General features: G+C 73.6%; 17 protein-coding genes. 8 read left to right on the top strand and 9 right to left on the bottom strand.

Annotated elements, in window-relative coordinates:
* Positions 1-6 precede the first annotated feature (6 nt).
* The 3 genes from QRT03_RS04595 to QRT03_RS04605 form a co-directional block, all read right to left on the bottom strand.
* Entirely contained in the window at positions 7-999 is a 993-nt protein-coding gene (locus QRT03_RS04595) for an isopenicillin N synthase family dioxygenase (protein ID WP_286051327.1), read from the bottom strand.
* Positions 996-1,460, bottom strand: coding sequence for a nucleoside deaminase (locus QRT03_RS04600; protein ID WP_286051328.1), 465 nt, complete (start codon positions 1,458-1,460; stop codon positions 996-998). Before QRT03_RS04600 ends, QRT03_RS04595 begins: the two co-directional genes overlap by 4 nt.
* Before the next feature lie 472 nt (positions 1,461-1,932).
* The gene (locus tag QRT03_RS04605) at positions 1,933-3,378 is read right to left on the bottom strand and encodes an MFS transporter (protein WP_286051329.1); all 1,446 of its coding nucleotides are present in this window, start codon (positions 3,376-3,378) and stop codon (positions 1,933-1,935) included.
* Positions 3,379-3,429: 51 nt separating this feature from the next.
* On the opposite strand from QRT03_RS04605, the gene QRT03_RS04610 reads away from it, so the two are divergent.
* From QRT03_RS04610 to QRT03_RS04620, 3 genes are all read left to right on the top strand, one after another.
* A complete protein-coding gene (locus tag QRT03_RS04610; RefSeq protein ID WP_286051331.1) occupies positions 3,430-4,137 on the top strand; it encodes a TetR/AcrR family transcriptional regulator in 708 nt (235 codons plus the stop codon).
* 28 nt (positions 4,138-4,165) lie between these two features.
* A complete protein-coding gene (locus QRT03_RS04615) occupies positions 4,166-4,984 on the top strand; it encodes an Fpg/Nei family DNA glycosylase (RefSeq protein ID WP_286051332.1) in 819 nt (272 codons plus the stop codon).
* A 90-nt stretch (positions 4,985-5,074) separates the two neighbouring features.
* Positions 5,075-6,610, top strand: a complete 1,536-nt coding sequence (locus tag QRT03_RS04620) for an acyl--CoA ligase family protein (protein ID WP_286052050.1) — start codon at positions 5,075-5,077, stop codon at positions 6,608-6,610.
* A 420-nt stretch (positions 6,611-7,030) separates the two neighbouring features.
* Here QRT03_RS04620 and QRT03_RS04625 read toward each other — a convergent pair whose 3' ends face one another.
* Positions 7,031-8,044 carry a DUF2188 domain-containing protein gene (locus tag QRT03_RS04625; protein ID WP_286051333.1) on the bottom strand — a complete coding sequence of 338 codons (1,014 nt, stop codon included), beginning with the start codon at positions 8,042-8,044 and terminating at the stop codon, positions 7,031-7,033.
* A gap of 189 nt (positions 8,045-8,233) precedes the next feature.
* Here QRT03_RS04625 and QRT03_RS04630 point away from each other — a divergent pair, with 189 nt between their 5' ends.
* On the top strand, positions 8,234-8,518 hold the full coding sequence (locus QRT03_RS04630; RefSeq protein WP_286051334.1) for a hypothetical protein: 285 nt from the start codon (positions 8,234-8,236) through the stop codon (positions 8,516-8,518).
* On the opposite strand, the gene QRT03_RS04635 is transcribed toward QRT03_RS04630, so the two are convergent.
* The gene (locus QRT03_RS04635) at positions 8,515-9,090 is read right to left on the bottom strand and encodes a TetR/AcrR family transcriptional regulator (RefSeq protein ID WP_286051335.1); all 576 of its coding nucleotides are present in this window, start codon (positions 9,088-9,090) and stop codon (positions 8,515-8,517) included. The genes QRT03_RS04630 and QRT03_RS04635 overlap by 4 nt on opposite strands.
* 131 nt (positions 9,091-9,221) lie before the next feature.
* Here QRT03_RS04635 and QRT03_RS04640 point away from each other — a divergent pair, with 131 nt between their 5' ends.
* The 3 genes from QRT03_RS04640 to QRT03_RS04650 all read left to right on the top strand — a co-directional run bounded on the left by QRT03_RS04640 (position 9,222) and on the right by QRT03_RS04650 (position 13,905).
* Entirely contained in the window at positions 9,222-10,730 is a 1,509-nt protein-coding gene (locus QRT03_RS04640; RefSeq protein WP_286052051.1) for a carboxyl transferase domain-containing protein, read from the top strand.
* A 77-nt stretch (positions 10,731-10,807) separates the two neighbouring features.
* Positions 10,808-12,763, top strand: coding sequence for an acetyl/propionyl/methylcrotonyl-CoA carboxylase subunit alpha (locus tag QRT03_RS04645; protein ID WP_286051336.1), 1,956 nt, complete (start codon positions 10,808-10,810; stop codon positions 12,761-12,763).
* A 2-nt stretch (positions 12,764-12,765) separates the two neighbouring features.
* Positions 12,766-13,905, top strand: coding sequence for an acyl-CoA dehydrogenase family protein (locus QRT03_RS04650; protein ID WP_286051337.1), 1,140 nt, complete (start codon positions 12,766-12,768; stop codon positions 13,903-13,905).
* Positions 13,906-13,963: 58 nt separating this feature from the next.
* Here QRT03_RS04650 and QRT03_RS04655 read toward each other — a convergent pair whose 3' ends face one another.
* The 4 genes from QRT03_RS04655 to QRT03_RS04670 are packed head-to-tail and all read right to left on the bottom strand — an operon-like array spanning position 13,964 to position 17,071.
* On the bottom strand, positions 13,964-14,464 hold the full coding sequence (locus tag QRT03_RS04655; RefSeq protein ID WP_286051338.1) for a DUF4188 domain-containing protein: 501 nt from the start codon (positions 14,462-14,464) through the stop codon (positions 13,964-13,966).
* A complete protein-coding gene (locus QRT03_RS04660; RefSeq protein ID WP_286051339.1) occupies positions 14,461-15,801 on the bottom strand; it encodes an FAD-dependent oxidoreductase in 1,341 nt (446 codons plus the stop codon). The genes QRT03_RS04655 and QRT03_RS04660 overlap by 4 nt, the downstream gene beginning before the upstream one ends.
* Positions 15,798-16,118 (bottom strand): DUF2834 domain-containing protein, encoded by a 321-nt coding sequence (locus QRT03_RS04665; protein ID WP_286051340.1) that lies wholly within the window; start codon positions 16,116-16,118, stop codon positions 15,798-15,800. Before QRT03_RS04665 ends, QRT03_RS04660 begins: the two co-directional genes overlap by 4 nt.
* On the bottom strand, positions 16,115-17,071 hold the full coding sequence (locus QRT03_RS04670; protein WP_286051341.1) for a hypothetical protein: 957 nt from the start codon (positions 17,069-17,071) through the stop codon (positions 16,115-16,117). Before QRT03_RS04670 ends, QRT03_RS04665 begins: the two co-directional genes overlap by 4 nt.
* A gap of 81 nt (positions 17,072-17,152) precedes the next feature.
* On the opposite strand from QRT03_RS04670, the gene QRT03_RS04675 reads away from it, so the two are divergent.
* Entirely contained in the window at positions 17,153-17,806 is a 654-nt protein-coding gene (locus QRT03_RS04675) for a MerR family transcriptional regulator (RefSeq protein WP_286051342.1), read from the top strand.
* Positions 17,807-17,813 lie beyond the last annotated feature (7 nt).

The following is a 17,813-nucleotide window of genomic DNA, read 5'->3' on the forward strand; positions in this document are numbered from 1 at the left end:
GTCCCCCTACGGCGAGACGGTGATGGCGGCGAGCTTGTCCGCCAGGTAGTCCGCGGCCCGGACGGGCGGCGCGGCGGTGTGCCCGACGGGCGGGCCGAGGGACTCGACGACGGTGTGCGGGTCCAGTTCGTAGAAGAAGACGAGGCTCACGAGGTCCTCGTCCGGGGCGGAGGCCTGCGGTGGCAGCACCCGGTGCCGGGTGGAGCGCCAGCGCCCGCCGGTCCAGCGGGACAGGAGGTCGCCGACGTTGATCGTGAACGCACCCTCGACGTACGGCGCGTCCACCCACGACCCGTCCATGTCCACCTGCAGCCCACCGGCCCCGGGCTCGCGGTCGAGGACCGTGAACGTGCCGAAGTCGGTGTGCGGGCCGATGCGGAACTGGTCCTCGGCGGGCGGGCCCACCTCGGTCAGCGGCGGGTACCGGTTGACGTTCAGCGTGTAACTGGGGTGCCGGGTGTGTCGCGTGAAGTGGTCCGGCGCCAGTCCCAGGCCGACGGCGCCGATCTCCAGGAGCGTGTCCGCGACGTCCCGCATCCGGCGCATGTGCGCCTCGAGCTCGCGCTGCAGCGCGGGGACCTCCGCCGGCCAGGCGTTCGGCGCGAACCAGACGGCGTCGATCGCCGGGTCGCCCGTGGGGGCGTCGGCGCCGACCGTCCACGACTCCTTCAGATCCGGCGGCCCCGCGACGCCCTCGGCCGCGGCGTTCGCCTCCGCACCCGGCCCGAGGTACCCGTGCCCGCCGACCGCCACCGCGTACCGCGCCTTGACCTCCGCGGGCAGGGCGAAGAACTCGCGCGCGGCCGCCCGGGCCGCGTGCCGCCCGTCGTCGGGAACGCCGTGCCCCGTGACCAGCAGGAACCCGGAGGTCCGCAACGCCTCGTCCAGGGCCTTCCCGACGGCGGGAGTGGTCCCGTCGGCGATGTCGACGAGCGGGATCACTCCGCCGGCCGGTTCGGGCTCCCCTATCGGCGTGCTCCCCTCGATGCTGCGCCTCACTCCGGCCCCCCGATGTCCTCGAGCCACGTCTCCGGCTGCTCCTTCGCGAACCGGCTCATCAGCTCGGCGCACTCCGGGTCGTCGAGCAGCGTGACCTCGACGCCGTGCTCGGCCAGCCACGCGTGTTGCCCGCCGAACGTGCGGGCCTCACCGACGACCAGCCGCGGGATGCGGAACTGGCGGATCAGGCCGGCGCAGAAGAAGCAGGGCGAGAGCGTGGTGACCATCGTCGTGCCGGCGTAGTCGGGGCGGCGGCCCGCGGCGCGGAAGGCGGCGGTCTCGCCGTGCGTGGCCGGATCGCCGTCCTGGACCCGGCGGTTCTGCCCCGACCCGAGGAGCTCGCCGTCGGGACCGAAGAGCGCGGCGCCCACCGGGACACCGCCCTCCTCGTAGCCCGTGCGCGCCGCCGCGAGGGCGACGGCGAGCATCTCGGTCGGGGTCGGCACGGGGTGCAGCGTCATCCTTTCGATGCTGCCGGAGGTGACGGCACCGTTAAGTGTGGAGCGCACCCCGTCGACGCCGTGTCGGCGGAGGGCCGCTCGACGTTGCGTCGCGCACACGGTTCGGGCGGGTCGCGTTCCCCGGCGCGCCCGTTGCGTCGCGCACACGGTTCGAGCAGGTCGTGTTCCTCGGCGCGCCCGTTGCGTCACGCACACGGCTCGAGCACGTCGCGTTCCCCAGCGTGCCCGTTGCGTCGCGCACACGGCCGCGTGGAACGAGGCCGAGGAACCGAGTCCGAGGGACACGGATCTGCGGGAGCAACCTCGGTCGACCTCTGCCCGTTGCGCCGCGCACACGGCCGCGATGGGACGAGGCCGAGGAGACCGCGTCCGCGGGACACGGTTGCGCAGGAGCGATCTCGGTCCACCCCCGCCCCATTGCGTCGCGCACACGGGTCTTCTCGGTGCTACCGCATGCCGTCGGCGGGACGCGCTACGTCTGCGGCGAGGGCGCGAGAGTCCGCTCGTCGGTCAGAGTCCGGGTCCGGGCCATCGCCCAGAGGACCATCGCGGCCGCGAGCACCGTCAGGACCAGCCCCGCGAGCACGGTCGCGTGCGTGAACTGCACGGCCTGCGCGGCGCTCCAAGGCGCGGTGGTGATCGAGCCGGTGAACAGCGCGGCGAGGATCGTGCCGGTGATCGCGATGCCGGTGCCGGAGGTGACCTCGGTGGCGGTGTCGGAGAGCGCTGCGCCGATGGTCGTGCGGTTCGCCGGGAGGCCCTGCAGGACGTTCACCATCGCGACGACGCCCGCGACCCGCAGTCCGGCGGCCACCAGCGCCAGGGCCGCCGCGACCGCGACGTACCCGGACGGGCCGAAGGCGGTGAAGACGGCCAGGCCGACCACGATCGCGCCGGCGCCGAGCCACGCCGCCCGGTGGATGCCGACCCGCTGCACCAACGGGTTCACGAAGGGTCCGGCGGCCAGCAGCACCACGACCTGCGGGAGCATGCCGAGCGCGGCCGCGGCCGGCGCCCACCCCCACGCGAACTGCAGCTGCAGCGTGACCAGATAGCCCAGTCCCGCCGTCGCCAACCCGGCGGCGGCCTTGTAGGCGAGGCCGCCGGAGACCAGCGGGCGGGCGAGCAGGGCGAGGTCGAGCAGGGGGTCGCGCGCCGTGCGCTGGCGGACGACGAAGCCCACAGCCGCGACGACGGCCGCGGCGGCCGCCGTCCACGGGAACCACGAACCGTGGCCCACCTCGACGAACAGGGTCGGGGTGACCAGCGCCAGCACGACGGTCGTCGTCCCGAGCAACGCACCGGGGACGTCGAGGGGGACACGGTGCAGGTCCTCGGGGGCGTCGGCCGCGATGCCGCGCCGGACGGCGACGATCGCGAGCGTCGCGATCGGCACGTTCACCAGGAGCAGCACCTGCCACGGCGCGACGGCGAGCACGAGGCCGCCGAGGGTGGGGCCGACGGCCAGGCCGACGAGGCCCACCGTCGAGATCAGCGTGATCGCCCGGACCCGCAGGCCCTCGTCGTCGAAGAGTCGGAACGCGAGGGCGCCCGCGCCCGGAGCGGTCATCGCGGCCGCGGCGCCCATGGCCGCCCGCACGGCGACCAGCTGCTCCGCCGTGGCGACGAAGGCCGTCGCCAGGCTCGCGAGGCCCAGCAGCACGAGGCCGACGACCATCATCCGCCGTCGCCCGAACCGGTCCGCCGCGGCGCCGAACACGAGCATCAGGCCGCCGAAGACGACCGAGTAGGCGCCCGTGACCCACTGCAGCGCGGTGGTCGAGGCCGCGAGCTCCCGCCCGATCGTGGGCAGGGCGACGGTGAGGACCGAGTTGTCCAGCATCTCGACGAGGAAGACCGCCGACAGACCGGTCAGGGCGAGCCATGCGCCTCGAAGCGACTGCTGTTCGTTTCGCACGAACACTGTTCTACATGCGAACGGAGTTCGTGTCCAGCTACGCTGGTCGACGTGAACGCCAAGGAGCGACGTGCGGCGCGCCACGCGGGCGACGGCGCCGTGCGCACGCGGGCGCGGCCCGCGCTCTCCCCCGAGCGCCTCGTCGACACCGCCCTGGCTCTCGTCGCCGAGGAGGGCTACGAGGCGCTGACCATGCGGCGCCTGGCGACCGCGCTCGACACCGGTCCGGCCTCGCTCTACGCGCACGTGGTGAACAAGGCGGACCTCGACGAGCTGCTGATCTCGCGGTTGTGCTCGGAGGTCGTGCTGCCGACGCCCGACCCGTCGTCGTGGTCCGAGCAGGCCCGGGACGTGTGCGCGCAGCTGCGCGAGGTCTACCTGCGCTACCCGGGCATCTCGCGGGCGGCGCTGGCCATGGCCCCGACCGCCCTGGAGATCCTGCGGGTCAACGACGGCCTGCTCGGCGTCCTGCTCGCCGGCGGGGCCGCCCCGGTCGACGCCGCGTACGCCTGCGACGCCCTCGTGCTCTACGTGGCGGCCTACTGCCTCGAGGTGTCGGTCGCGCGTGCGCGCTCGACCTCGGACGACCTCGACTGGGTCGTCGACCGCGACGAGATGGTGCGCCGGTTCGAGGCCCTGCCGGCCGAGCGGTTCCCGTACATCACCCGGCACGCGGCCCAGCTCACCGCCGGCGAGGGGCACGACCGGTTCGACTTCACCGTCGGGCTGATGCTCGATGGGCTCGCGCCCCGCGCGTGAGCAGGGGCGGGGCGGGTATCACGGAGGGGTGCCCGAGCTGCCCGAGGTCGAGAGCGCCCGCCAGGTCCTGGAGCTCGCCCTGGACCGCACCATCACCGACGTCGACGACACGGACGAGTACGTGTGCCGGCCGCACAAGCCGGGTGACATCGCGAAGGCGCTCGTCGGCGGGACGCTGACCGCGGCGCACCGGCTCGGCAAGACGATGTGGTGCGAGACGGTCACCGCCGACGGGGAGCCCGGCCCGAACCTCGGCGTGCACCTCGGGATGGGCGGGCGCATCCGCATCACCGGTCCCGGCGGTGCCCGCGACTCGGAGTACGCGGGCGGGCTGCCCGCGAGGTCGACCGAGGAGAAGCAGAAGCCGGAGTGGGACCGGGTGACGTTCTCCTTCGACGACGGCGGCACGTTCACGCTCTTCGACAAGCGTCGCCTCGGGCGGGTCCGTCTCGAGCCCGACCTCGACGCGCTCGGCCCGGACGCCGCCGAGATCACGCGCGAGCAGTTCCGGGAGCGCGTCGGGCGGGGCACCGCGCCGATCAAGGCGCGGCTGCTGGACCAGTCGGTGCTCTCCGGCGTCGGGAACCTGCTCGCGGACGAGACGCTGTGGGAGGCGAAGCTCGACCCGCACACCCCGTCCGGGGAACTCTCGGAGGGCGCCCTGGACGACCTGCGGCGGGTCCTGCGCCGTGCGACCCGCGAGGCGATCAAGCACGGCGGCGTGCACACCGGCGAGGTCATCGAGCACCGCGTGAAGGACGGGACCTGCCCGCGCTGCGGCGCGCCGATGGAGCGAGGCACCGTCGGGAGCCGGACCACCTGGTGGTGCAGCACTGAACAGGCGTGACCGTCCGGTCACGATCTACGCTGGTCGGACCCTGTCGTCGGCCCGCGGAGGACCCTCGTGACCACCGGTCCGTTCGTGTCGAACACCCCCATGCCGGCGACGTTCACGTTCGCCGAGCTCACCCCCACCGCGTTCCTGGAACGGTCGGAGCACGCCTTCGCGGAGCGCACCGCGATCGTCGACGGGGACAGACGGTTCACCTACCTCGAGTTGGCGGACCGTTCCCGACGGCTGGCCGGGGCGCTCGGGGCGCTCGGCGTCCAGCCCGGGGACCGCGTCGCCGCCCTGGCCACCAACAGCCACGTCATGCTCGAGGCCCATCACGGTGTGCCCTTCGCCGGCGGAGTGCTCGTGCCGCTGAACACGCGCCTGTCGGCCGACGAGCTGGTGCACATCGTGGAGCACTCCGGCGCGCGGGTGCTGCTCGCGACCACCGAACTCGCGGACATGGCGCGGACCGTCGCGGGGCGCACCGGGGTGACGCTGCTGGCCGAGGGCGACGAGTACGAGGACCGGCTGGGCCGGGCGGCGCCGAGCGTGGTGCCGGTCGCCGACGAGCGCGGGCTGCTGGCCATCAACTACACCTCGGGCACGACGGGCCTGCCCAAGGGCGTGATGTACCACCACCGCGGGGCGTACCTCCAGGCGCTCGCGATGGCGTTCCACCTGCGGCTCACGCCGGCGTCGCGCTACCTGTGGACCCTGCCGATGTTCCACTGCGACGGCTGGTGCTTCCCGTGGGGCGTGACCGCGGCCGGCGGCACGCACGTCTGCCTGCGCGCGATCGACGCCGAGGACATCTGGCGGCTGCTGCGCGACGAGGGCGTCACGCACTTCTGCGCCGCGCCCACGGTCCTGACGATGATCGCGGGCGCGTCGTCGGCCGCGCCGCTGGACCAGCGGGTGACGGTGGCGACGGGCGGCGCACCGCCCTCGCCGACCCTGCTGTCGCGGATGACGCGCCTCGGGATGGACATCACTCACCTCTACGGCCTGACTGAGACGTACGGACCCGCCGTCGTGAACGACTGGCACCCGGAGTGGGACGACCTGGACGACGACGAGCGGGCCCGGCTGCAGGCGCGCCAGGGCGTCGGGAACGTGGTCGCGGCCCGGCTGCGGGTGATCACCGAGACCGGTGCGGACGTGCCCGCGGACGGCGAGAGCATGGGGGAGCTGGTGGTCCGCGGCAACGACGTGATGCTCGGGTACTACCGCGACCTCGCCGCCACCGCCGCGGTGGACGCCGCCGGGTGGTTCCGCACCGGCGACCTGGGCGTGGTGCACCCCGACGGCTACGTCGAGATCCGCGACCGCTCCAAGGACGTGATCATCTCCGGCGGGGAGAACATCGCGTCGGTCGAGGTGGAGCGGGTGCTCGACAGCCACCCCGCGGTCATCGAATCGGCGGTCGTGGGCGAGCCCGACGAGCGCTGGGGCGAGGTCCCGGTCGCCTACGTCTCGGCGCGCGAGGAGGTCGACCCGGACGAGCTCGTCGAGCACGTCCGCACCCACCTCGCGCGGTTCAAGGCGCCCAAGCGGATCGTGTTCGGCGAGCTCCCGAAGACTTCGACCGGCAAGATCCAGAAGAACGTCCTGCGGGCGCAGGGCGCGCCGGCGGAGTAGAGCGGGCGGCCGGGGTCGCCTTGTCGTTGGGATTCCGAACGACAAGGTGGGGCGGGTGGGGGTGTTCTCCGCGACAAGGTGCGGGTGGCCGTCTTGTCGTTGGGATTCCCAGCGACAAGGTGGGCGGCCCGGAGCTGATCGGCCCCACGGGTCGGCTTGTCGCGGGTTCTCGGCGCCGCGGAATCGCCTTGTCGTTGGGATTCCCAGCGACAAGGCGGCGCGCGAGTGGATGTTCGCCGCGACAAGGTGGGGGCGGTCAGCTTGTCGTTGTGGTTCGCCGCGACAAGCTGAACCTTGTGGGAGCGCCACCCCACCTTGTCGCGGGTTCTCCACGCCGCGGGCCCACCCTGTCGCTGTGATTCCCCGCGACAAGGCGGCACCGACGGCGGGCCCGGTACCGGACCCGCCGTCGGGAAGGGCTCAGCGCGTCGCGTCCTGCAGGCGTCGGGCACCCTCGTCGGCCTTCTCGGCCGTGGTCCCCGTGGCCTGACCGACGAGGCGCAGGCCCAGGACGGCGACCACGTTGACGAGCCGGCCCGTCACGCGCACGGGGTTCAGTGCGGCGGCGAGCTGGTCGATCGGGGCGGCGGCGGCCTCGGTGTAGGCGTGGATCGTCTGCCCGACGCGGTCGGCGGCGCTCGTGGCCTCCTCCTGGAACTGCGCCCCCTGCTGCGCGGCCCGCCGGGTGGTGTTGCGGAGCTCGTCGCTCGCGTCGCGGGCGGTGGCCTCCGCGGTCTCCGCGGTGCGCCGCGCGGCCGCACGGGCCTCGCCGGCGACCTCACGCGCGGTGCCCTCGACCTGCTCGGCCGCCTCCTCGCCGGTCGCCTTCGCGACCTGCGCGGCGTCCCTCGCGGCCGACTCGACCGACTGCCCGGCCGCCGAGGCGTCGTCGGCGATCTGGTCCGCGCCCTGCGAGACGGTGCGGCCGACCTTCTTCGCGCCGGTCTCGGTGTGCCCGCGGACCTTCTTCGCGGTCGTCGCGACGTCGTCGCCGGCCTGCTCCGCCGCGCGGGACGCCTCGTCGGCGACGGTGCGGGCGGAGTCGGACGCCTGGTCGGCGACGGCCCCGGCACGCTGCGCGGCCTTGTCGGCGACCTCGCGGGGTGCCTCGGCACCGTTCGAGCCGGCGGAGCCCGACGACCGGCTGCCGCCCGGTCCGCTGCCGATCTCGATCGCCTCGTCGGCTGCCGCGGCGACGGTCAGTTCGGTGGTGATCTGCGCGGTGTCGCGCGCGTGCGCCGCGACCTCGCGGGTCTCGGTGATCTCGCCGGCCGAGTCGTGCACGAGCACGGCGCCGCCACCGTCGTTCGCGACGATCTCCACGGCACGGCTGATCGCCTCGGCCTGGGTCGGCGCGTGGGAGCTGGCGCGGGTGGCGGCGGGCTTGATGACGATCCAGCCGTCGTCGCTGGGTCGGACGTGGCGGTCGGCCATGGGGAACCTCTCCGGGGGTCGTGGGTGTCGCCCGGTGGTGCCCGCTCGGGGCGACGGCCATGTGGACAGTTCGTGGCGGGAACGGGGAGCACGGCCGGCGATCCGGGACCATAAGTGCACTGAGGGACTTTTCTCCGGCGGTGACGAGGAGCACCCTGGGTATCTCGCGCAAGGGAAGGACGGTGCGCCATGACGACCCACGATGCGGCGCCCGAGCAGATCATCGGTCACCGGGACGAGGCCGAGCGGGCCCGGCTCGAGGAGGCGCGGTCACTGCACCGCCGCCTGTCCGGCGAGGTCACGATCCTGGAGAACTTCGACCGGCGGCTCACCCGGCAGATCCACGAGAAGGAGCAGGAACCGGCCCGGGGCGACTACGTCCGCGAGCTCGTCCAGCGCCGCATCTCGGTGCGCTCCCGGCTCGAGGAGATGCGGTTGCGCCGGAACCGGGCCGCGGAGGCCGCCGGGCTCTAGGCGCCCACGGCGGCCAGCGCCATCGACGCGAGCACGGCCCCCGCGACCTCGGGCGAGGTGTGCGCGGCGCTGCGCGGGGTGGAGTTGATCAACCCGAACGCCGCGTGGGCGGCCGTGCGGACCTGGTCGGCGTCGCGGGGCGGCCCGGTCCGGATGATCGCGTCCTCCCAGATCTCGACGTACGCGCGCTGCAGCGCGCGGACCCGCCGTCGGGAATCGTCGGGGAGGCTGGCGAGGTCGCGGTCCTGCACGGTGATCAGCTCCGGACGGGTCAGCGCGAACTCGACCTGGAAGTCCACCAGGGCGGTGAGGCGGCCGCCGGGATCGGGGTGCGCGGCGACGATCGTGCGCGCGCCGTCGAGCAGGTACTCGCTGATGCCGACCAGCATCTCCGCGAGCAGCCCCTCCTTCGACGGGAAGTGCCGGTAGATGGCGGGTCCGCTGACGCCGGCGGCCGCGCCGATGCCGTCGATCGAGGTGCCGTGGAAGCCGTGGCGCGCGAACAGCCGGGCCGCCTCGACCAGGATCTGGTCCCGACGACGGGTCGGTGCGGTTCCTGCCGTCAGCTCCACCTCTCGGAGACTACGGCCCTTGCGCCGTCGTGTGAACGCTCGCTAACGTCTCGTGTTAGTCAACGTTCACACGGAGGTCGAGGGTGACCACGACGGTGGGGTCGGGAGACGGAGCGCAGCGGAGCTCGACCATGGGCTCCGGGCACGCGGAGCTGGTGGACGACCTGCGGGCGAAGCTCGCGGCGGTGCGGCTGGGCGGCCCGGAGCGCAGCAGGCAGCGGCACATCGAGCGCGGGAAGCTGCTGCCGCGCGACCGGGTGGACGCGCTGCTCGACCCGTCGTCGCCGTTCCTCGAGCTCTCGCCGCTGGCTGCAAACGGCATGTACGACGACGCCGCGCCCGGCGCGGGGATCATCACCGGGGTCGGACGCATCGCGGGCCGCACCTGTGTGGTCGTGGCGAACGACGCCACCGTCAAGGGCGGCACGTACTACCCCATGACGGTGAAGAAGCACCTGCGCGCGCAGGAGGTGGCGCTGCAGAACCGGCTGCCCTGCGTCTACCTCGTCGACTCCGGCGGGGCATTCCTCCCCGCACAGGACGACGTGTTCCCCGACCGCGAGCACTTCGGCCGGATCTTCTACAACCAGGCCACGATGTCCGGGCTCGGCATCCCACAGATCGCGGCGGTGCTCGGGTCGTGCACCGCGGGCGGGGCGTACGTGCCGGCGATGAGCGACGAGGCGGTGATCGTCCGGAACCAGGGGACGATCTTCCTGGGCGGCCCGCCGCTGGTGAAGGCCGCGACCGGCGAGGAGGTCACCGCCGAGGAGCTGGGCGGGGGCGACCTGCACGCCCGCACCTCCGGCGTGGTCGACCACCTCGCCGACGACGACGCGCACGCCCTCGCGATCGTCCGGGACATCGTCGACACACTGCCGGCGGATCCGGCGCCGCCGTGGGAGCGCCGCGCCCCCGAGCCGCCGGCGAAGGACCCGCGCGAGCTCTACGACGTGGTCCCGGTCGACGGGCGCAGCGCCTACGACGTGCGCGAGGTGATCTCGCGGGTCGTCGACGGCTCGCGCTTCACCGAGTTCAAGGCCGAGTACGGGACGACCCTGGTCACCGGCTTCGCCCGCATCCAGGGGCACCCGGTCGGCATCGTCGCGAACAACGGCGTGCTCTTCCGCGAGTCCGCGCTCAAGGGCGCGCACTTCGTCGAGCTGTGCGACCAGCGCGGCATCCCGCTGGTGTTCCTGCAGAACATCACCGGGTTCATGGTCGGCCGGGAGTACGAGGCGGGCGGGATCGCCAAGGACGGGGCGAAGATGGTCACCGCCGTCGCGACCACCCGGGTGCCGAAGCTGACCGTCGTCATCGGCGGCTCCTACGGCGCCGGGAACTACGCGATGAGCGGGCGGGCGTACTCGCCGCGGTTCCTGTTCATGTGGCCGAACGCGCGGATCAGCGTGATGGGCGCCGAGCAGGCCGCGACGGTGCTGGGGTCGGTGGGTTCCGCCGACGCGGACGCCGTTCGCGAGCGCTACGAGCACCAGGGCCACCCGTACTACTCGACCGCCCGCCTCTGGGACGACGGCGTCATCGACCCGCTCGACACCCGCACCGTGCTGGGCCTCGCCCTGTCCGCGTGCGCGCACGCCCCGCTCGACGACCCGCGCTTCGGCGTCTTCCGGATGTAGCTCCCGAGCGTCAGCAGTGCGGCCATGCTGACACTGGACGTCACATTCGTGCCCTGTACGACCCCGGAGAGGACCCGATGTTCGCCAGCGTGCTGATCGCCAACCGTGGCGAGATCGCCGTCCGCATCGCCGCCACCGTGCGCGCCCGCGGGCTGCGCAGCGTCGCCGTGTACACCGACGCCGACGCGGGCTCCCCGCACGTCGACGCGTCCGACGTCGCCGTCCGCATCCCGGACTACCTCGACGGCGCCGCGATCGTCGAGGCCGGGCGCCGGGCGGGCGCGCAGGCCGTCCACCCCGGGTACGGCTTCCTCGCCGAGAACGCCGCGTTCGCCCGCGCCGTCGCCGACGCCGGCCTGACGTGGATCGGCCCGCCGCCCGAGGCCATCGACATGATGGGCGACAAGATCTCGGCGAAGGCCACGGTCGAGCCGGCCGGGGTGCCGCTCGTGCCGGGCAGCTCCGCGAAGGGCCTCACCGACACCGAGCTCGCCGACGTCGCCCGCACCACCGGCTTCCCCGTCCTGCTCAAGCCGAGCGCCGGCGGGGGCGGCAAGGGCATGCACGTCGTGGAGCGCGACGAGGACCTCGCCGACGCGATCGCCGCCGCGCGACGCGAGGCGCGCGGGTCGTTCGGCGACGACACGCTGCTGCTCGAGCGCTACGTGACCAACCCCCGGCACGTCGAGATCCAGGTCCTCGCCGACACCCACGGCACCGTGGTCCACCTCGGCGAACGCGAGTGCTCCTTGCAGCGCCGGCACCAGAAGGTCGTCGAGGAGGCGCCGTCGGCGGTCCTCGACGAGAAGCAGCGGGACGCCATGGGTCGCGCCGCGGTCGACGCCGCCGCGGCGTGCGGCTACGTCGGCGCCGGGACCGTCGAGTTCGTGACGAACGCGGACGCCTCCGAGTTCTTCTTCCTGGAGATGAACACCCGGCTGCAGGTCGAGCACCCGGTCACCGAGGAGGTCGTGCGGGTCCGCGGGGAGCGGATCGACCTCGTGGCCGAGCAGCTCCGGATCGCCGCGGGCGAGCCGCTCGGCTACGACCAGGAGGACGTCACGCTGGAGGGCCACGCCGTCGAGGTCCGCCTCTACGCCGAGGACCCGTCCCGCGGCTTCCTGCCCACGGGCGGCCGGATCGTCGGGCTCGACTGGCCGGACACGCGCGTGGACGCCGGTGTCCGCGTCGGCTCCGTGGTCGGCAGCGCCTACGACCCGATGCTCGCGAAGATCATCGCCCGCGGCGCCGACCGCACCGAGGCCCTCGACCGGCTCGACGAGGCCCTCGCCCGCACGACGGTCCTCGGCGTCACCACCAACCTCGCCTGGCTGCGCACGCTGATCACCCACGACGACGTCCGCGCCGGCCGGCTCGACACCGGCCTGATCGCCCGGCTGCCCGTCCCCGAGGTGCAGGTTCCCGACGACGTCGTGGTCGCGGCCGCCGTCGCCGGCCTCCTGCGCCTGCCCGAGGGGGACGACCCGTTCGAGTCCCTCGGCGGCTGGCGGATCGGCGGCGAGCCCGCCCCGGCGCGCTGGACGCTCGTCCCGGTCGGCGAGAAGGACACGGCGTTCGACGTCGCCCTGCGCGGGCGGGCGGACGCCGCGACGGTCACCGTCGGGGACGGCCCGGCCCGGCCCGTCGTCGGGACGAGCACCGGGGACGGGCTGGTGACGACGCTGGACGGCGTCACCCGCCGCTACCGCACCGCGGTCACCGACGGCGTCCTGTGGATCGCCCGCGACGGCGGGACGTGGGCGCTGCGCGAGCAGGAGCGCCTCCAGGCCGCACGGAGCACCCAGGCCAGCGGCGGCGCCGTCACCAGCCCGATGCCGGGCACGGTCACCGTCGTCGAGGTGGACCTGCACCAGCAGGTCGAGGCCGGGCAGCGGCTCGTCGTCGTCGAGGCCATGAAGATGGAGCACGTGCTCACCGCGCCGATCGCCGGCACGGTGACCGAGCTCCCCGCGAAGTCCGGGGCGACCGTCGCGCTCGACGCGCCCCTCGTCACCGTGACCCCGCAGGAGTGATCATGCAGCTGTCCGAGGAGCACGAGGCCCTCCGCGCCACCGTCGAGGAGTTCGCGCAGAAGGAGGTCGCGCCGGTCATCGGGGACTACTACATCCGCGAGGAGTTCCCGTACGACCTGGTCGCGACGATGGGCGAGATGGGCCTGTTCGGCCTGCCGGTGCCCGAGGAGTACGGCGGGATGGGCGGCGACTACGTCGCGCTGTGCGTCGCGCTCGAGGAGCTCGGCCGGGTCGACCAGTCCGTCGCGATCACCCTCGAGGCCGGGGTGTCGCTGGGGATCATGCCGATCGCCCGCTTCGGCTCCGAGGAGCAGAAGCAGCGCTGGCTGCCCGACCTCGCGGCCGGGAAGGCCCTCGGCGGGTTCGGCCTGACGGAGGCCGGCGGCGGCTCCGACGCGGGGGCGACGAAGACGCGCGCCGAGCTGGACGGCGGTGACTGGGTCGTCAACGGCACGAAGGCCTTCATCACGAACTCCGGCACCCGGATCACCTCGCACGTGACGGTGACGGCGGTGACCGGGCGGACCGGGGACAAGCGCGAGATCTCCGCGATCCTCGTGCCGAGCGGGACCGAGGGCTTCACGGTCGCGCCGAGCTACTCGAAGGTCGGCTGGAACGCCTCGGACACCCACGAGCTGGCGTTCTCCGACGTCCGCGTGCCCGAGGAGAACCTCGTCGGGCAGCGGGGCAAGGGCTTCGCGCAGTTCCTGTCGATCCTCGACGAGGGCCGGGTCGCGATCGCCGCGCTGTCGACGGGTGCTGCGCAGGGCTGCGTCGACGAGTCGGTGCGCTACGCCCGCGAACGGCAGGCGTTCGGCGCGGCGATCGGGACCTACCAGGCGATCCAGTTCAAGATCGCCGAGATGGAGGCCCGGGCGGTCACGGCCCGCCTGGCCTGGTACCACGCGGCGGAGCGGATGGCCGCGGGCGTGCCGTTCACCAAGGAGGCGGCGATCGCCAAGCTGGTGTCGTCGAACGCCGCGATGGACAACGCCCGCGACGCGACGCAGATCTTCGGCGGGTACGGCTTCATGAACGAGTACCCGGTGGCCCGGCACTACCGCGACTCGAAGATCCTCGAGATCGGCGAGGGCACGTCCGAGGTGCAGAAGATGCTGATCGCGAAGCGGCTCGGGCTCTGACGATCCGAACGAACGGCACTCTCGCGCGCATAGATGCAGCGAGAGTGCCGTTCGTTCGTCACGGGGTCTCCACCGGTGCCGCGTCCTCGGTCCGCGCACCGATGCGGGTCGCCGAGGTGCTCCCCGACGACAGGTCGACCGCACGGCTCGCGGCGAGGAGACCGATGTCCGGCATGGCGCCGTAGATCGTCTCCCACCGTCCGGCGGACAAGCGGTAGGTCTCGTGGAAGATGCCCACGGAGTCGGGGTGGCGCCGGGCGTTCCGGTTGAAGGCACGCCAGGCCGGCAGGTGCTCGGCCTGCGCGCTGCGGGAGTAGGCCTCCAGCTGCTCGTAGGAGCGCCAGTACTGGACGACCGCGGGACCGCCGAACATCCAGCCGCTGTGGGCCTTCAGCAGCCCCAGCTCGGGCTGCCGGGCCAGCTCGGCCAGCATCTTCGGCATGGCCCGGACCACCGGGAGCCACGCGCGGACGTCGGTCCAGCGGTTGACGTGCATGCCGAGGACGAAGACGACGAAGTCGCCGTCGATGTCGGCGCTGCGGCGGACGTACGGGCTCATCGGGTGACCTCCATCTCGGGCCGGTCGTGACGACGATGCCACCGGTGCGTGGCGACGCGGCCCAGGACGGCCGGCCGCATCAGCGCCGAGGGGCCGGCGGTCATCATGAGGATCTCCGCGAACGCGCCGGCGACGACGGGATCCTCGGTCGCACTCGACTGGACCGCCCGGAGGTAGGAGTCCCGCACGCGGTCGAGCACGGACCTGCGGTCCCCGGTCCACGGGCGGTCCTGGCCCGCCGCGAGGCTCCACGGACCGGCGGCGACCGCGGCCACGGCCCGCCGGGCGGCCGTCGCCAGGTCCCGAGGGGCCCGGCGCAGTACGGCGCGGACCGCCAACGCCTCCAGGGCCGCCACGGACATCCCCTGGCCGTAGACGGGGTTGAACGACGCCACCGCGTCCCCGATGGCGAAGAAGCCGCGCGGCGCGCGGAGGCGCTCGAAGCGTCGGAGGCGCGTGGTCGGGGTCCGGTACGCGTGGACCTCCGACAGCGGCGTCGCCTCGGTGAGGGCCTCGTGCAGTCCGGGGTCGGGCAGGTCACGGGCCCACCGCCGGAACCCGTCGTCGTCCGTGGGCGGGTAGTGCCCGCCCATGCCGCCGAGGTTCACGATGCAGGTGTCGTTCTCGGCGGGGAGGAGGGTGCCGATCCGCGGGTTCTCGCCGGGACGGGCCAGGACCATCGTCCCGTGCCACCCCGCGCTCGGGCTCGTCGGCCGCCGGTAGCGACGGCTGGCGTATCCCACGGCGGGCCGGAACTCGACCTCCGGCACCGGACCGATCCCGGCCGCCGCCAGCATCTGCGGCGACCGGGAGTGCCTCCCGGTCGCGTCCACCACCAGATCCGCCGCGAGGGTCTCCTCCGTCGCGCCGGCCCGGACGCGGGCACCCGTGATCCGTCCGGCGTCGACCTCCAGCCCGCTGAGCCGCCGACCGCTGTGCACGTCGATCCGTGGGTGCGCGAGCACGCGACGGCGCACCGTGCGCTCCAGCAGTGGCCGCGAGGCGCCCACGATCACGTCGGTCTCGGAGGTGACCGCGGCGAAGGGACCGTCCGGCCCGACCATCCGGAAGCCGCTGTCGGGCCCCATACCGGCCGGGTGGATCGGCGCCCCCGCCGCGGCGAGTTCCGCCTGCAACCCCGGGAGCAGCTCCTCCAGCGCGGCCGCGCCGCGGGAGAGCAGCACGTGCGCCTGCGTCGACTGCGGGACCCCGGCCCGGTGGTCGGGGGCGGCGGCGAGATCGTCCGGCTCGACGACCGTCACGTCGGAGTCCTCGCCGAGCACGAGGGCGGTGAGCAGGCCGGCCATGCTCCCGCCGGCCACCACGGTCCGGGTCATGCCGGGACCTCCTTCCGGGAACGCGCGTGCTCGCGCAGCGCGAGGAACAGGGGGAACACGAACGCGACGGCGATCGCGAACGAGCCGACGACGAGCAGCACCAGCGACCACCTCGGCCACCCCAGGCGCCGGCCCTCGATCACCATGAACACGCAGGCGGCGATCCCGGCGACGAGGATGTCGACGGCGGCCGACGAGGACGCGGCGTTCGCGAACCAGCCGGCGAGGTAGTTCTCCCCGGCGGCCGCGGAGGCGAGGTTGAACCACCAGGTCCCGACCAGGCCGACCACCGAGAGCAGCAGGTAGACGGACCTCATGCCGCCACCGCCTCGCGGTCGTCCCCGCGCGGGGCGCGGGAGAGGACCCCGCCGACGGCGAGGACGGTCCCGACGACGAGGGCCGCGGCGACGCCGAGCGTGAGGGCGTCCGGGGCGAGCAGGGGCTGTCCGCGCAGGGCCTGCCAGGTCAGCAGCAGCGTGAGCCCGGTCCAGGCACCGGCGGCGACCAGCACCAGCCGGGTTCGCACGAGCTCGGTGCGCAAGGCCGCGACGCGGGGCGCGAGCAGGAGCAGCCCGAGTGCCACCAGCGGGACGACCTGCAGCCCGTGCAGCCCGACGAAGTGACCGATGCGGAGGTCGCCGCCGGTGGTGGACCACCCGAGCAGCGCGAGGCCCGGCCCGCCGTCGGGAACCCCGACCGCGTGCGCGCCGACGGTCGGCATCTCGCCCGTGGCCTGCGCCGCGGCGATCTGGGCCCCGCTCGGGCTGGTCATCAGGAAGGCGACGGCCATGCCGATCAGGGAGACCAGGAGGCCGAGCCGGACCGCCCAGGCGGTCGAGGGCGCGAGCGAGCGTTCCCGCAGGAGCACGATCGCGATCACGAGGTTGGCGACCCAGAGCACGGCGATCGAGGTGCCCATCACGGCCCACACCGCGGTGTCGAACGGGGTGGCGACGTCGAAGTGGCTGGCCCGGCCGCGGACCACCTGGCCGACGATCGCGATCATCTCGATCGTCGACGCGACCGCGACGACCGTGGCCGCGAGCGAGGCGACGCGGTGGGCCCGCTCGCCGCGGACCAGGGAGACCATCCAGGCCAGGGTCGGCGCGTAGAGCAGGAAACTGATCGAGAACTTCAGCGGCTTCGCCCAGATCGGCGCGCCGCCCAGTTCCCGCGGGTCGAGCACGAGGCCCCCGAGGCACACGGGGGTCAGCAGGATCATGGCGCCGGTGAAGACGACGAGGGGTCGGTTCCAGGGTCGCACGTTCATCCCCCACAATGGATAGCGTGACTGTCCGATGGATATGGACAGTAGAGCTATCCACTCGGGTTGTCCAGCGGGAGGAGTCGGATGAGGGTCGGCGAGCTGAGCCGGCGCAGCGGGGTGAGCGTCGCGTCGATCAAGTACTACCTGCGGGAGGGGCTGCTGCCCGCGGGCGAGCGCACGGGCCCGAACCAGGCGGTGTACGGCGACGACCACGTCCGCCGGCTGCGGATGATCCGGGCGCTCATCGACGTCGGCGGGCTGTCGGTGGTCGCGACGCGCGACGTGCTCGCGGCCGTCGACGACCCGGAGCTCCCGCTGTTCATGGCCCTGGGTCGTGCCTCGGGGACGACCATGACGGCACCGGAACCGTCCGAGGAACAGGACGAGGCGTGGGCGCAGGCCGAGCGGATGCTGGCCGAGCAGGTCGACGCCCGGGGCTGGCAGGTCTCGGCCGAGAACCCGGCGTGGCACACCGCGGTCGGCGTCCTCGCCACCTACACCCGGCTCGGCGACGCGGACCTCGCCCAGCAGCTCGGGCTGTACATGACGACGATGGAGGAGGTCGCCGAGCGGGAGGTGGCCGCGGTCGTGGACCGGGGTGATCGTGCCCGGACCGTGGAGGGCGTCGTCGTCGGGACCGTCCTCGGCGACGCGCTGCTCGCCGCCGTGCGCCGACTCGCCCAGCAGCACTGCTCGCTGCGACTGCTCGGGGAAGCGCCGACCCATCCGCGGGGCTAGCGTCGCG

This window comes from Actinomycetospora termitidis (assembly GCF_030286555.1).
Taxonomy (GTDB): domain Bacteria; phylum Actinomycetota; class Actinomycetes; order Mycobacteriales; family Pseudonocardiaceae; genus Actinomycetospora; species Actinomycetospora termitidis.

Bases quoted from the DNA above. Each gene is read 5' to 3' on its own strand.
- QRT03_RS04600 (WP_286051328.1), bottom strand. From the start codon at position 1,460: ATGACGCTGCACCCCGTGCCGACCCCGACCGAGATGCTCGCCGTCGCC.
- QRT03_RS04620 (WP_286052050.1), top strand. From the start codon at position 5,075: ATGCCGGCGACGTTCACGTTCGCCGAGCTCACCCCCACCGCGTTCCTG.
- QRT03_RS04625 (WP_286051333.1), bottom strand. From the start codon at position 8,044: ATGGCCGACCGCCACGTCCGACCCAGCGACGACGGCTGGATCGTCATC.
- QRT03_RS04630 (WP_286051334.1), top strand. From the start codon at position 8,234: ATGACGACCCACGATGCGGCGCCCGAGCAGATCATCGGTCACCGGGAC.
- QRT03_RS04640 (WP_286052051.1), top strand. From the start codon at position 9,222: ATGGGCTCCGGGCACGCGGAGCTGGTGGACGACCTGCGGGCGAAGCTC.
- QRT03_RS04645 (WP_286051336.1), top strand. From the start codon at position 10,808: ATGTTCGCCAGCGTGCTGATCGCCAACCGTGGCGAGATCGCCGTCCGC.
- QRT03_RS04650 (WP_286051337.1), top strand. From the start codon at position 12,766: ATGCAGCTGTCCGAGGAGCACGAGGCCCTCCGCGCCACCGTCGAGGAG.
- QRT03_RS04655 (WP_286051338.1), bottom strand. From the start codon at position 14,464: ATGAGCCCGTACGTCCGCCGCAGCGCCGACATCGACGGCGACTTCGTC.
- QRT03_RS04660 (WP_286051339.1), bottom strand. From the start codon at position 15,801: ATGACCCGGACCGTGGTGGCCGGCGGGAGCATGGCCGGCCTGCTCACC.
- QRT03_RS04665 (WP_286051340.1), bottom strand. From the start codon at position 16,118: ATGAGGTCCGTCTACCTGCTGCTCTCGGTGGTCGGCCTGGTCGGGACC.
- QRT03_RS04670 (WP_286051341.1), bottom strand. From the start codon at position 17,071: ATGAACGTGCGACCCTGGAACCGACCCCTCGTCGTCTTCACCGGCGCC.
- QRT03_RS04675 (WP_286051342.1), top strand. From the start codon at position 17,153: ATGAGGGTCGGCGAGCTGAGCCGGCGCAGCGGGGTGAGCGTCGCGTCG.